10 protein-coding genes are annotated in these 13302 nt (G+C 71.9%); 1 reads left to right on the top strand and 9 read right to left on the bottom strand.

The genetic code is table 11. The annotated features are described in order from the left end of the window. Window positions 1–39: 39 nt before the first annotated feature. Complete coding sequence (locus ACIOEW_RS05875) at window positions 40–2415, bottom strand: M9 family metallopeptidase (RefSeq protein WP_401961674.1); 2376 nt, start codon at window positions 2413–2415, stop codon at window positions 40–42. Window positions 2416–2738: 323 nt separating this feature from the next. Here ACIOEW_RS05875 and ACIOEW_RS05870 point away from each other — a divergent pair, with 323 nt between their 5' ends. Then, window positions 2739–3467: a hypothetical protein gene (locus ACIOEW_RS05870; RefSeq protein WP_401961672.1), complete on the top strand. Its 729-nt coding sequence runs from the start codon at window positions 2739–2741 to the stop codon at window positions 3465–3467. A gap of 162 nt (window positions 3468–3629) precedes the next feature. Here the strand turns inward: ACIOEW_RS05870 and ACIOEW_RS05865 are convergent, their stop codons facing one another. From ACIOEW_RS05865 to ACIOEW_RS05830, 8 genes are all read right to left on the bottom strand, one after another. Then, window positions 3630–4352 (bottom strand): GntR family transcriptional regulator, encoded by a 723-nt coding sequence (locus tag ACIOEW_RS05865; protein ID WP_362553941.1) that lies wholly within the window; start codon window positions 4350–4352, stop codon window positions 3630–3632. A gap of 69 nt (window positions 4353–4421) precedes the next feature. Further along, on the bottom strand, window positions 4422–5423 hold the full coding sequence (locus ACIOEW_RS05860; protein WP_401961669.1) for a proline racemase family protein: 1002 nt from the start codon (window positions 5421–5423) through the stop codon (window positions 4422–4424). 84 nt (window positions 5424–5507) lie between these two features. Continuing rightward, the gene (locus ACIOEW_RS05855; RefSeq protein ID WP_401961666.1) at window positions 5508–6416 is read right to left on the bottom strand and encodes a dihydrodipicolinate synthase family protein; all 909 of its coding nucleotides are present in this window, start codon (window positions 6414–6416) and stop codon (window positions 5508–5510) included. A 64-nt stretch (window positions 6417–6480) separates the two neighbouring features. Further along, entirely contained in the window at window positions 6481–7935 is a 1455-nt protein-coding gene (locus ACIOEW_RS05850) for an NAD(P)/FAD-dependent oxidoreductase (protein WP_401961664.1), read from the bottom strand. Further along, window positions 7916–8254: a (2Fe-2S)-binding protein gene (locus ACIOEW_RS05845; RefSeq protein WP_362553953.1), complete on the bottom strand. Its 339-nt coding sequence runs from the start codon at window positions 8252–8254 to the stop codon at window positions 7916–7918. Before ACIOEW_RS05845 ends, ACIOEW_RS05850 begins: the two co-directional genes overlap by 20 nt. A gap of 126 nt (window positions 8255–8380) precedes the next feature. Then, window positions 8381–9556: an NAD(P)/FAD-dependent oxidoreductase gene (locus tag ACIOEW_RS05840; protein ID WP_401961661.1), complete on the bottom strand. Its 1176-nt coding sequence runs from the start codon at window positions 9554–9556 to the stop codon at window positions 8381–8383. Window positions 9557–9644: 88 nt separating this feature from the next. Next, complete coding sequence (locus ACIOEW_RS05835; protein WP_362553959.1) at window positions 9645–11387, bottom strand: pyruvate dehydrogenase; 1743 nt, start codon at window positions 11385–11387, stop codon at window positions 9645–9647. Window positions 11388–11500: 113 nt separating this feature from the next. Continuing rightward, entirely contained in the window at window positions 11501–13189 is a 1689-nt protein-coding gene (locus tag ACIOEW_RS05830) for a protein phosphatase 2C domain-containing protein (RefSeq protein ID WP_401961658.1), read from the bottom strand. Between the last annotated feature and the right edge of the window lie 113 nt (window positions 13190–13302).

The following is a 13302-nucleotide window of genomic DNA, read 5'->3' as shown; positions in this document are numbered from 1 at the left end:
ACGGCCGCGGTGATCCGCACGCGTGACGCCCGGCCGGAATCAGTACCGCGTGGACACGTTCACCGCGCCGAAGTCCTGCACGGCGTACAGGCTGATGTAGTGGGCGCCTGCCGCCGGGTTCTCGACGGTCAGCGTGTGGCTGTTGCCGCTGCCGGTCGCCCGGGATGTGTAAGCACCCGTGGTGGCCCAGCCGTTCGCGTTGTAGTAGAGGTCGGCGTCGCCCGTCCCCCCGCTCGTGGTGATCTTCAGCCGAGCGGTGCCGGCAGGCACGTAGACGTACAGATAGGAGTAGTTGCCCCGCGTCGCCTGCCGTCCGCTCCGGGTGCAGTTCTGGCCGAGCTCGCGCACGTCACCTGCCGTGCACTCGGCCGGCGGGTTGGCGGTGGTGCCGCAACTGCCCGCCGCGCACGCCGTCAGCCAGGCGTTCCAGTCGGAGTCGTAGCGACTGCCGATGGTGGAGGTGAGCAGGGTGCGGGCACCGCTCCAGTCACCGCCGCGGTAGAGGCCCAGCAGTCGGTCAACATCCGCTCGGTGCGACTGGAGCATGTAACGGACGGCCAGGTAGCCCCAGTTGTAGATGCGCGTCTGGTCGGCGTTCTCGTAGGTGGTGTCGAACAGGGAGCTCAGGGTGTAGGTGTGCGATCCGGCCTGGGTGACGGCGTCGTCGTAGACGACGTCACGGTAGGAGTAGGAGACGTACTCCGCGAAGCCCTCGACCCACCAGATGGTCGGGGTCGTCACACCCGCTTCGAAGTCTCCGGCCATGTCGAACCGGCCGTCGAGGTAGTGCGTGTACTCGTGGTTGAGATTCCAGATCTGGAAGTCCGGGCGCACCCATTCGGCCTCGTAGGCGATGAACCGCGGCTGGTTGCCGGCCGCTGACGGGTCGCCCTCCAGGTACATTCCGCCGTTGTCGGTGTTGATGCCGTAGATGGCTCCGGCGTAGGTCTGGTAGTCGGTACTGGAATCGAAGACGACCACCTCGATGGTGGTGTTGTTGTCCCCCGCGACGGGTCCGCCGTCCCGGGCCACCTCGTGGAAGTAGGCGTCCTGGCCCCGCAGGCTGGTACAGGCTGACGCGAGGTCGGCCGAGGACATCTGCTGGGCCAGGATGCGGATGCTGTCGCTGCAGGTGTGCTCGACGGGTAGAACGGCGCTCCTGATCCGGGCCGCCAGGTCGCAGGTGCCGTACGCGGCACAGTTGGCCCGGTCGTAGTAGTCGGTCATCTCGGCCAGTCCGACCCAGAGCGGTGCGGTGGGTCCGGTCAGCGAGCTCCGGCCGAGCAGGTCGATGACAAGCGGACGGGCCCTGGGCCGCAGCGGTTCCTCCTGGAGGAACCGCCCGAGTTCGCGACCTGCGTTGGAGGTCAGGTACGAGCGGTCCGTGCCCAGCAGAGAGAGGTGGTCGCGGGCGAAGCCTGCGAGCGAGTCGAGCAGGCTCGGGTCGGCCTGGACTGCGCTGACGAACGCGGGCAGTTGATGACCCCGGAAGGTCACGGTGTAGACGTTGTTGACCGCGTTGAGCATGTACCAGGAGCTGTCGTACGAGGAGTTGTAGCCGGCGAGCAGCCTCTTGACGATGTACAGGTAGCGGTCGTTCTGCTCGGCACTGTCGATGAGCGTGACGGCCTCGGCCAGGGTCTCGCCGTTGGCGTCCGTGACGTCGCGTGAGTGCGCCGAGGCGAAGAAGGCGTCGAGCCCGCCCTGAATGGCGGTGCGCAGGGGGGCGCCGTAGCCGCCGACGGTGCCCGGGTCGTAGTACTGCACGTAGTAGCCGGCCCGGAGGAAGAGCACCAGTTGCGGCATACCGGTGCTGCTGTCACCCGGGTACGCGGCCGATCCGTCGCGCAGGGCGTCGGCGACGGCGACCATCTGTGCCTCACGGAAGGCCAGGTAGCCGTCGTTGCCCTTGACCCCGAACAGGGTGTTGACGCAGTCGGTCGTCGACGACTTGATCTGCTGGACCAGGGCGCTGCCGGTGCGGCTCGTGAAGTCGGCCACGGAGCACGCGGCGGCCTGGGCGAGTCCGGCCGCCTTCGCGGCGGAGCGGGCCTTCGCCCTCATCGACGGGGCCGGGTGGCTCGGCGCGGCGGCACGCGGGTCGTCGTAGTCGCGCTTCAGCGCGTCCTTGGACGCGGTCTGCGGGGCCCGGTCGGCGGGCTTCAGGGCTGCGCCGCCTATGTGGCCGGCGTCCTCGACGGGCGCGGTGAGGGCCTGCGCGGCGGGGCCGCCCGGCTCGGGCGCCTCGGGGCCGACGGCCTTGCCCACGGCGGCCGTCGCGTGGGCGGCGGCCGGCGCGGAGGGCCGGGGCTCGGCGGCCCGGCTCGGTGCGGCGAGCATGCCGACGCCCAGACAGGCCGCCAGGGCCACGGTGGACAAGCCGGTGAATCTCTGTCGAACCGTTCGGTTCTTCACGTGCCGCCTCCCAGCGGTGGGGTGCCGCGCGACGATGCGCGGCGTGGGGGATGGCGCGGTCGAGGCCCGGGCGACTGACCCGGCTCATGACATGAGCACGACCTCCAGCGCGACCGTCTGTACAATGGCACATGTCACATGTCCTTCGGAAGGAGTTGTGCGCACATTCATCCGCGCCCCAACTCCCCTATGCAGAGACCTGCTTGAGGACGACGACACCTCGGGCCGAGGAGCTCCCAATCGAGGTCCGGGCCGAGGTTCGGGTCGAGGCCGAGTCGAGGTTCGATGCACCTCGGTGCAGTGACTGGGGGATGATCCGCTGCGTGACGAAGGATGCGAATGCAGATTCGGGCGCGGGCGCGGGTGCCGACGTGGACGAAGCCCAGGCGTGGGACGCGCGGTTGGGCTGGGCGTTCGGGCTGATAGCCGACGATCCCGTCGAACGGGCTGCGGCGCTGGTCCGGCTCGGCGATGCCCAGAGACACGTACGGGATGCTCTTGGCCGGTTCAACGAGTTGTGGCACGTGACGCTGCCGCTCGGCGGACAGGAACAGTGGCGGGATCAGGCCTTCCTGCAGTCACATGAGGCGTACATCGAAGCCGGCAAGTACTCGCTGCCCGACGCGTTGTGGAACCGCCCGCCCGGGGACATCAGGGCGTGGCAGGGTCTGCCCTATGCACTCCTCTTCCTGGAATGGGAGGCAAGGTATCCGCACGAGTGGACCCGGCATGCCAAGAAGTGGGGCACGAAGCAGAGCCTCATACGGGACGTGGCGGCCGCCGGCCACGGCCCGGAGGTCAGGACGAAGCTCACCGACCTGGTCGAGACCGTCGTTCGGAGGGCCTACCGCTGCAAGGACCGTGAGTACGTGCGCGTTGCTCGAGCCGTGGACAGTGAGGATCTGCGCTGCAGGCTGGAAACTGCCGCTCGGTCCGACACTCCATGGGCACGCCGGCATGCCGGCTACGTCCTCTGGCTCCTCGACCGCCCCGAGGTGCCCAACACGATCCACGTCTGGCAGAGCTGGATTGCGGCCGAAGCGGGAGAGTGAGGCCCCCCGCCTGTGCGACATCCCGATCGCCCCGGAGCCCTGTGGGCCGGTCGTGACGGATGCCTCGGCGTCGATGCCCGTGCCGTAGCACCCGGCCTTGACCAGTGCCGGGAAACGGTCCGTGGCCAACGCGAGAAGCGGTCCGTGGCCAACGCCGGGGGCTCAGGCCTGGACGGCCGGCGCCCCTTCGGACGCCTCGCCGGCGCGCTCGGCCCCACCCTGACTGCCGTCGGCCCAAAGAGACCGGACATGGGACATGTGGGCGAGCATGCAGGCCTCGGCCCCCGGGGCGTCACCGGCGACCACCAGGTCCAGCAGTTGTACGTGTTCCTGCGCGGAGGCGATCAGCTGCCCCGACTCGGCCAGCCGGTTCAGGCCGAACAGCCGTGAGCGCTTGCGCAGTTCGCCGACCTCCTCGACCAGTCGGCGGTTCCCGGCCAGCGCCAGCAGGGCTAGATGGAAGCGACGGTCAGCCTCCAGATAGCCCAGGATGTCGTGCCGGCGGGCCGCCTCGACGATCTCCAGCGCGACGGGCCGCAGCGCCTCCAACTCCTGTGTGAGACCCATCCTCGCGATCCTGCCCACGGTGGGTACCTCGATCATGGCGCGGAGTTCGGTGAAGTCGTCGAGGTCCTGCTCGGTCAGTTCCGTGATCCGGAAGCCCTTGTTGCGGACGGCCTCGACCAGGCCCTCACGGGCCAGGTCGAGCATCGCCTCGCGGACGGGCGTCGCGGAGACACCGAACTCCGAGGCGAGCGCGGGCGCGGAGTACACGGTCCCGGGCTTCAGCTCGCCGGAGATGAGTGCCGCCCGCAGTGCGTGCGCCACCTGGTCACGCAGATGCTCCTGCGCCGAGATCACGTTGAGCGACGTCAGGCGGGCCATGTCTGTTCCTCCAGCACCGTGCGGAGCCCAAGAATACAATGTGACGTTGTCCGTTACGGACTGGGCGGCTCACAACAGGAAGCCCTCGGGGAACGGGTCGGCCGGGTCGAGGAAGTACTGTGCGGTCCCCGTGATCCAGGCGCGGCCGGTGACGGTGGGGACGACGGCGGGCAGCGTCCCCACTGTGGTCTCGGCGACGAGCCGGCCCGTGAACTCCGTACCGATGAAAGACTCGTTGACGAAGTCGGTGTCCAGGGCGAGCTCGCCCCGCGCGTGGAGCTGGGCCATCCGGGCGGAGGTTCCGGTGCCGCACGGGGAACGGTCGAACCAGCCGGGGTGGATGGCCATGGCGTGCCGGGAGCGGACGGCATCCGAGCCGGGGGCGATCAGCTGGACGTGCTTGAGCCCGTGGATGGCGGGGTCGAGCGGGTGGACCGGGCGGTCGGCGGCGTTGACCGCGTCCATCAGGGCGAGCCCGGCGGCCAGCAGCTCGTCCTTGCGGGCCCGGTCGAACGGCAGGCCCAGGTCGTCCAGGCGGACCATGGCGTAGAAGTTGCCGCCGTACGCGAGGTCGTAGGGCACGGTGCCGTGGCCGGGGACCTTCGCAGTGAGTCCGAGTCCGGCGCTGAAGGCGGGGACGTTGGTCAGGGTGACGGAGGTGGCGGCGCCGTCCTCGACCCGGACGTCGACGCTCACCAGCCCGGCGGGAGTGTCCAGCTTCACGGTGGTGACCGGTTCGGTGACCTCCACCATGCCGGTCTCCACCAGGACGGTGGCCACTCCGATGGTGCCGTGCCCGCACATCGGCAGACAGCCGGAAACCTCCATGAACAGGACCCCGAAGTCGGCGTCGGGCCGGGTCGGCGGCTGGAGTATCGCCCCGCTCATGGCCGCGTGGCCGCGGGGCTCGTACATCAGCAGGGTCCGCACCTGGTCCCGGTGCGCCATGAAGAAGGCGCGGCGCTCGGCCATGGTGGCGCCGGGCAGCGTACCGATGCCGCCGGTGATCACCCGGGTGGGCATGCCTTCGGTGTGCGAGTCGACGGCGTGGAAGACGTGACGCGTGCGCAAGTTTCCCCCTCGGTCGTCCGGCCGGTCCGGTACGACGTTCCGGCCCGGCGGATGTCTGGTGTGCTGACGGGTGGGGCGGGAGGCTCAGTCGAGGCCCTCGGCGAGCGCCTTCTCGGTGGCCGCGCGCACGGCGGCCAGGGCGTCGGCGCCGAGCGGCAGGCGCGGCGGCCGGGTCGGTCCGCCGTGCCGTCCGACGATGTCCATCGACGCCTTGATCGCCTGGACGAACTCCGGCTTGGAGTCCCAGCGCAGCAGCGGGTGCAGCCGGCGGTACAGCGGCAGCGCCGTGTCCAGGTCCCCGGACACGGCCGCCCGGTACAGCGCGACGCAGCCGGCGGGCAGCATGTTGGGGCAGCCTGCGATCCAGCCAACGGCACCCGCCACGGCGAGTTCCAGCAGGACATCGTCGGCGCCGACCAGCAGGTCGAGCCCCGGGGCCTCCTCGGCGATCTCGTAGGCCCTGCGGACGTCACCGCTGAACTCCTTGACGGCGACTACGGAACCGTCGGCGTGGAGCTGGGCGAGCAGTCGCGGTGACAGGTCGACCTTGGTGTCGTACGGGTTGTTGTACGCGACGACCGGCAGGCCCACGGAGGCGACCTCCGCGTAGTGCGCACGGACCGCCCCGTCCACGCACGGGTATCCGTTGGGCGGCAGCAGCAGGACGGAGCCGGCCCCGGCCTCTGCCGCCTGCTCGGCCCGGCGCCGTGCCTGGGTGCTGTCGTAGGCGGAGACGCCGGGCATCACCCTGGCTCCGTCCCCGGCCGCCTCGACGGCGACCCGGACGACCTGGTCGCGCTCCTGGTCCGTGAGGGTCTGGTACTCCCCCAGCGAGCCGTTGGGCACGACGCCGTCGCACCCTTCGGCGACGAGGTCGTGGACATGTGCGGCGTACGCGTCGAAGTCGATGGACCGGTCCTCCCGCAGGGTGAGGGGCGTGGCGACCATGACGCCTCGCCAGGGGCTGGTGCGTGCGGGGCTGTTCGTCGTCATGTGGGCTCCTTGGAAGGTGCGGTGAAGGTGGGAGAAGACATGCCGCGGGGTGGGATGCGCGTCCTCACGTGTCCTCGGGGCGGGCGGCACGGGCGAGTACGGACAGCGGGACCGGGCAGGCGAGCGGCCGGCGGTCGGGGCTCCCTGTCTCCGCTGCGCAGCCGGCGAGTTCCCGCACGGCGAATCCGCACGTCCGGCCCTGACACCAGCCCATCCCGGCCCGGGTGAGGAGCTTGACCGTGCGGCTGTCCCCGGCGCCGAGTTCACCGACGGCCGCGCGGATGGCGCCGGTGGTGACCTCCTCGCACCGGCAGACCTCGGTGTCCGTCGTCGTCCAGTCGGTCCAGCCCGGCCCGGGCCGGTGCACGGCAGCCATCAGCCCGGCGAACGCGCGCATCCGGCGCCGGGCCCGGCGCAGCGCCGCCGTGCGTGCCGCGCCCCGGCCGCCGCGCGCTTCCGCGATCACGGAGCGGGCGGCCAGTTCGCCCTCGGCCAGGGCGAGGTGGACGCCGCCGATACCGCCGGTCTCGCCCGCGGCCCAGACTCCGGGCACGGTGGTGCGCAGTTCCTCGTCGAGCTCCAGCGCGGCCGAGCCGTCCGCGGCGCACCGGGTGGCGCAGCCCAGCCCGACGGCGAGGTCCAGTTGGGGCACGAGACCGTGCCCGACGGCCAGGGTGTCGCACTCGATCCGGCGCCCGGTCCCGGGCAGTGGGCGCCAGTCGCGGTCCAGCCGGCTCACCGTGACGCCCTCCACCCGGTCGGTGCCGTGGACGGCGGTGACCGCCCGGTGCGTCTGCAGCCGGACCCGGTGTCGCGCCAGCGCCGCACCGTGCCGGGCCCCTTCGGTGAGCCGGCCGGGGTTGGTGGCCAGCACCATCGGCGCACGCCCGTACGCCGCGTAGCCCGAGGCCTCCACCAGCGCGGGGACCCGGGCGCCCGCTCGGGCGAGGGAGACCGCGACGGCCTGCAGCAGCGGTCCACTGCCTGCGACGACGATGCGCCTGCCCGGCAGCACCAGGCCCGATTTCAGCATGGCCTGCGCCCCGGCCGCTCCGACGACACCCGGCAGGGTCCAGCCGGGGAACGGGAGCTGGCGCTCGTAGGAGCCGGTCGCGACCAGCAGCCGGCGGGCGTCGAGCGTGCTGGAACCGTCCCGGCCGTCGGGTCCGGTGACCGCGTGCAGGGCCCAGTCCGCTCCGCGCCGCTCGACGGCCCAGACGTGGTGGCCGGTGAGGTGGCGGATCCGGCCTGCCGCGCGGTGCCGGTCGAGCCGTGCGGTGAGGGCCGCGAAGTCCGCCCAGCGGTGGTGCAGTCGCTCCGGGCGGGTGGCACCGATCCCGGGGGCGGGCGCGCGGTAGTACTGGCCGCCCGGTGCGTCCGCCGCGTCGAGCAGGACCACGTCGAGTCCGCCGTCGGCCGCGGTGACGGCGGCGGCCAGCCCGGCGGGTCCGGCGCCCACCACCGCGAGTTCGGTGCGCTCGGGCCGGGCGGCGGACGGTTCAGCGGACGGGACCGGCATGTCCGTCCCCTTCCTGCGTGGTGACGGCATCGCCGGGACGGGCGGGCAGCAGGCAGGCACGCCGGTTGGGCAGGCCGTTGACGGTGGCCAGGCAGTCGAAGCAGGATCCGATCCCGCAGAAGGCGCCCCGCGGCCGTCCGGTCACCCGGGTGGTGCGCCAGGTGAGGACGGAGGCGGCCCAGAGGGCGGCCGCGATGGTCTGGCCGGGCAGGGCCCGGACCGGGCGGCCGTCGAACGTGATCTCGAAACCGGGGCCGGGACCGGCGCCGGCCAGGCCGGCCGGGGTTCGTGCGGACGTACGTATGCGGGGACGTCTCACCAGGGCTCCTGCTCGGTCGGCGGTCGGGATGTCCGGACGCTCCCGGACGGATCGGGTGGCCTCTCGGGATATACGGCGTCACGGCGGCGGCTACGGAGACTGTCACTGTGACCTCGGACCGGGCGGTCAGTCTCCGTAACCGGGACGGGGGCCCGTGTCGAACCGGTCCGGGCGGAACGGCTCTGGGTCGAGGGCCGGTTGCTCCCCGCGGATCGCGGCGGTGACCAGCACGGCCGTGGCGGGTGCCAGTCCGATGCCGGCGCCCTCGTGACCGCAGGCGTGGAAGAGGCCCGGCACCCGGCGGTCGGGCCCGATCGCCGGGAGGTGGTCGGGCAGGTAGGGGCGGAAGCCGTGGTAGGCCCGCAGCACCCGGGTGTGGGCCAGCACCGGGAAGAGCGCGGCCGCCGCCGCGGCCAGCCGGCTGACGACGGGGACGGACAACGTCCGGTCGAAGCCCACCCGTTCACGGCTGGCGCCGATCAGGACCGGCCCGGCCAGGGTGCCCTCCACGACGGGAGAGGTCTGCAGGGCGGCGGATGCGCTGGACACGTCGGCCACGTACTCCGCCGCGTACACCTTGTGCCTGATCAGCGGCGGCAGCGGCTCGGTCACCAGGACGAAGCCGCGCCTGGGCAGCACGGGCAGTTCCGCACCCGCCAGAGCGGCCAGCTCCCCGCCCCGTACACCCGTCGCGTTGACCACCGCCGGGGCGAGCAGCTCGCCCGCACGGGTCCGTACGCCGCGGACCGCGCCCGTCGGTCCGGTCAGCACGTCCGTGACCGCCTGCCCCGGATGGAGGCTTGCTCCGGCGTCGCGGGCCGCGCGGACGAGGTGGGCCGCGGCCAGGGCCGGCTGGACCTGGGCATCCTGCGGATAGAGGAACCCTCCGGCGAGCCCGGAGGCCAAGTGCGGTTCGATCGCCTTCAGTTCATCGGACGCTACCGCGGTGGCCCGGACTCCTGCGGCTCGTTGCCCGACGGCGGTCGCGGTCAGGGTGGCCAGCGACTCGGGTCCTGCCGCGACGACCAGCCCTCCCTTCTGCTCGAACTCGACTGCGGAAGGCAGCACTTCGGCCAGCTCGCGCCAGAGCGCGGCGGACAGGAGCGCGAGGTCCAGCTCCGGGCCCGGCACCTTGTCGGAGACCAGGAGGTTCCCCTCCCCCGCGCCGGTGGTGCCACCGGCGACCGGTCCGCTGTCCACCACCGCGACCGAGAGTCCGGACCGGGCGGCGTAGTACGCGCAGGCGGCACCGACCACTCCGGCACCGACGACGACCACGTCGAAACGCTGTCTCGTGAACACGACAGTAATATGTCACATTGCTCTGAGGTCGCCAAGAGGGCGTCAGACACCTTGATCTGACGCCCCATCAGTCGCTGTTGCAGTGGCCCTACGGGCGGGGCACGTTACGCAGGTTGGACCGGGCCAGCTGCACCATCCGGCCCACGCCGCCGTCCAGCACGATCTTGCTGGCGGAGAGCGCGAAGCCCGTCACCATGTCCGCGCTGATCTTCGGAGGGATGGAGAGCGCGTTCGGGTCGGTCACGACGTCGACGAGCGCCGGCCCCTTGTGCTTGAAGGCGTCCTTGAGGGCGCTCTCCAACTGCTTGGGCTTCTCGACGCGGACGCCGTACGCCCCCGAGGCCCGTGCCACGGCCGCGAAGTCGGGGTTCTTGTTGGTCGTGCCGAACGACGGCAGTCCCGCGACCAGCATCTCCAGCTCGACCATGCCCAGCGAGGAGTTGTTGAACAGTACGACCTTCACCGGCAGGTCGTACTGGACCAGGGTCAGGAAGTCCCCCATCAGCATGGTGAATCCACCGTCCCCGGACATCGAGACGACCTGCCGGTTCCGGTCGGTGAACTGCGCGCCGATGGCCTGCGGCAGTGCGTTGGCCATGGAGCCGTGACTGAACGAACCGATCACCCGGCGCTTGCCGTTGGGCGTCAGATAGCGGGCGGCCCAGACGTTGCACATGCCGGTGTCGACGGTGAAGACCGCGTCCTCGTCCGCGAGTTCGTCCAGCACGGAGGCCACGTACTCCGGGTGGATCGGGACGTGCTTGTCGACCTTGCGGGTGTACGCACTGATCACGCCCTCCAGCGCGTCCGCGTGCTTCTTGAGCATCCGGTCGAGGAACTTGCGGTCGCTCTTGGCCTTCACCCGCGGGGTGAGACAGCGCAGCGTCTCACGCACATCGCCCCAGACCGCCAGGTCGAGCTTGGAGCGGCGGCCCAGGTGTTCGGGACGCACATCGACCTGGACGATCTTCACGTCGGTGGGGAGGAAGGCGTTGTACGGGAAGTCCGTGCCGAGCAGGATCAGCAGGTCGCACTCGTTCGTGGCCTCGTACGCGGCGCCGTAGCCGAGCAGCCCGCTCATGCCGACGTCGTACGGGTTGTCGTACTGGATCCACTCCTTGCCGCGCAGGGCGTGGCCCACGGGGGCCTTCACCCGTTCCGCGAACTCCATCACCTCGGCGTGCGCACCCGCCGTGCCGCTGCCGCAGAACAGCGTCACCCGTTTGGCCTCGTCGACCATCCGGCAGAGCTTCTCGATCTCCGCGTCACCCGGCCGCACGGTGGGCCGCGAAGTGACCAGGGCATGTTCGACGGACTTCTCCGGCGCGGGCTGCGAGGCCACGTCGCCGGGCATGGAGACGACGGCGACGCCGCCCCTGCCGACCGCGTGCTGGATGGCCGTCTGGAGCAGCCGTGGCATCTGCTGGGGGTTGGAGATCATCTCGTTGTAGTGGCTGCACTCCTGGAAGAGCAGCTCCGGATGGGTCTCCTGGAAGTAGCCGAGTCCGATCTCGCTCGATGGGATGTGCGAGGCGAGCGCGAGGACGGGCGCCATGGACCGATGGGCGTCGTAGAGGCCGTTGATGAGGTGCAGGTTACCGGGGCCGCACGACCCGGCGCAGGCCGCCAGCTCGCCGGTGACCTGCGCCTCGGCGCCGGCAGCGAACGCGGCCGTCTCCTCGTGCCTGACCTGGATCCAGTCGATGTCCGGGTTACGGCGGATCGCGTCGACGACCGGGTTGAGGCTGTCGCCTACCACCCCGTACAGGCGTTTGACGCCCGCCCGGGCGAGGATGTCGACGAACTGCTCCGACACGTTCTGCTTGGCCATGGGTGCGCACTCCCTCTGCCTGTGCTCCGTGCACGTCCGGCGGACGGCGGTTCGGAGCGCGAAGCCCCGGCCGGACGGATTCTCCGGAGTCCATCAACCCATGGCCGGGGCGGTTACGCCTCCCAGACGCCGACCGCCGTCCGGTCGTCGGCGTACCCCTTCACCCTGAGCTGGGTGTCGGCCAGGAACGCTCCGAGGCCGGGCGCCCGGGCCGGTGTCCAGCGCTCGGCGAGCTCCTCGGCCAGCGCCGGCTCACCGCGCAACGGCTCGGCGAGACCAGGGCTGCAGAGCAGCAGGGTGTCGCCCGGCCGGGCGACCGACGCGCGGAAGCGGAACGGCTCGGCGGGCGGCGGGGCCGGGTCCTCGGTGTACGGGGGCGGGGCGGCGGTGACTCCCAGGTCCATGGTCAGCCGGTCCCCTTCGGGCCCGCTCTCGGGCGCAGCCGAACCGTGGCCGAGCACGGCCTCCCCGGTGAGCGCACCGGTCTGCGGCACCATCGGTTCGAGGTCCTGCCAGCTGCCGTCCCTCAGCCGGAAGAGCCCACCGCCACCCACGCCGAAGAAGACCCTGGTGCGGCATTCGGGGTCGGCGGACAGCAGGAGACAGCGCAGACCCGCCGTGTACTCGTGCGGTTCGCGGCCGAGTTCGGCGGCGCGGGCGCGCAGCTTGCCGTAGCTGCGGTCGGTGAGCCGGTGCAGTCCGGATCTGAGGTCGCCGCGGCGGCCCGCTCTTATGTCGTCGGAGAGGCGGGCATGACTGCGTCCGACGGCTTCGCCGATCCAGCGACAGGCGTCGGCCGCGGCCAGATGCGCGCTCTCGCACGACCGGTCGCCACCCGCGACGGCGACGAGGACGAGCGCGCGCTCCGCTGTGCCGAACCGCGCGGTGAGCAGCGCGTCGCGCCGGAGTTCCCCGCGGAAGCGGGCGGAGTCACCCCGTACGGAAGCGGCCCGCAGGGTGTACGTGCCGTACCGGGCACCGTCGAGCACGGTGTCGGCGACGAGGCCGTCCAGCCCGCGCGGGTCGCTTGCGGGCAACGCGGAGGGCTCGGCGTCGTACGTGGGCGGCCTCGCACCCACGTGGGCGACCGGAGGATGAAGCGCCGGCGTCTCCGGGGCGTGGGCCGGTTCCGTGACGGGGGCGGGCTCGGCCGGACGGGCACCCTCGGGCCGCTCGGCGACAGGGCGCCTGGGCAGCGGCGGCGCCGCCCCGTCCGGCACGAGGGGCGGGCGGATCACGACGGTCGGCGGCCCGGCGGGCGTCGGCGGCCCGGCGGCGGGCGTTGATGCCGCGCCCTCCTGCCCGGCCGGGAGGCTCTGCGCGGTGCGGGGATCTGCGAGGGGCGGCGGGATCGGCGGGGATTCCGGTGTCACGGCCTGCGGCGGCGGTTCGGGTGCCTGAACCGGTTCGGATACCTCCCGCAGGGGCGGGGGCGGCGGGGGCGAGGGCGGAGGAGGCGGAGGCGGCGAGGGCGGAGGAGGTGGCGGTGCCGCGAAGGTGCGGGGCCGTGGTGGGCCGGCCGGTGGCTCCCACGGCGCGCGGATGGTCACCTCGGGCGGCGGGACCTGCGAGGTGTCCGCCATCCGGGTGATGGCGGATGGCGCCATCCTCGGTTCGGGCACCGGGGCGGCGGTCTCGTACACCCCACCGCCGTCCGGCCCCACGGCACCCGAGGCCGAGTCGAAGCGGTCGTCGAGACTGTCGGCCGCGTGGCTCGCCCCGGTGTCCGGGGCGGATTCGTCGTACAGCCTGCGCCACCAGTCGTCCTCGTGGGCGGCGGGCCTCTCCCCCTGCTGACTCATGCCCTTATTGTCCACCGCGGGGGCCGTGCGAAAACGGGACATCCGGAAAATGTGGCCGAAGGACCCCCATGAAAAAGGTCCGCCGGGCGGCCCCACCCCCCACGGGAAGGACG

It is taken from the genome of Streptomyces sp. NPDC087901 (assembly GCF_044742205.1).
GTDB lineage: Bacteria > Actinomycetota > Actinomycetes > Streptomycetales > Streptomycetaceae > Streptomyces.
The sequence above is the reverse complement of the archived record's forward strand: the minus strand, read 5'-3'. Positions and strand labels throughout refer to the sequence as shown.